This window comes from Streptomyces milbemycinicus (genome assembly GCF_002154605.1).
Lineage (GTDB): Bacteria > Actinomycetota > Actinomycetes > Streptomycetales > Streptomycetaceae > Streptomyces > Streptomyces milbemycinicus.
Genome location: NZ_MUNE01001241.1, coordinates 1 through 756 on the forward strand (window position 1 = coordinate 1; position 756 = coordinate 756).

The following is a 756-nucleotide window of genomic DNA, read 5'->3' on the forward strand; positions in this document are numbered from 1 at the left end:
TGCGGCGCCCGGCCCCGAAGCCTCACCGCCTCCCTGAGCCGCACCCCCGCCGAGCGACATCAGCGCGATGGTCGTGAGCGCCGTGGCCGCCGTACCGATCACGACGGCGACGAAGAACATCGGCACCCCGTCGACCGCACCGAGCATCGCCACGATCGGGCCGCCGTGCGGCACGTTGTCCTCGACCGATGCCAGCCCCGCCACCGCACCGGCGACCGCGCCGCCGAGCATGTTCGCCGGGATGACCCGCGCCGGGCGTGCCGCGGCGAATGGGATGGCACCCTCGGTGATTCCGAAGAAGCCCATGAACAGCGCGGCCAGGCCGGTCTCCCGCTCCTGGTCGTCGAACATCCGGCGGCGGATGAGGGTGGCCAGGCCCTGGCCCAGCGGCGGGACCGGGATGGCCGCCGCGCACATGCCCATGACCTCGGGGTTCTTGGAGACCAGGCCGGCGCCGAACAGGAAGGCGGTCTTGTTGACCGGACCGCCCATGTCGAACGCGATCATCAGGCCGAGGATCGTGCCGAGCAGTGCCGCGCTGGTGCCGGTCAGCCCGCCGAGCCAGTCGGTGAGGTGCTCGAAGACCCACGCGATCGGTTCGCCGAGCACATAGATGAAGAACAGCCCGAGCGCCGAGGTCGCCACGATCGGGATCACGATGATCGGCATGATCGGCTGGACGAACTTGGGCACCTTGACCATCTTGATCCAGCGCACCAGATAACCGGCCAGGAAGCCGGTGACGATCGCGCCGAT

General features: G+C 69.7%; 1 protein-coding gene. It reads right to left on the reverse strand.

Annotated elements, in window-relative coordinates; genetic code table 11:
- A partial coding sequence (locus CCN51_RS52370; RefSeq protein ID WP_143676261.1) for a PTS fructose transporter subunit IIC occupies nucleotides 1-756 on the reverse strand: 756 nt, incomplete at both ends.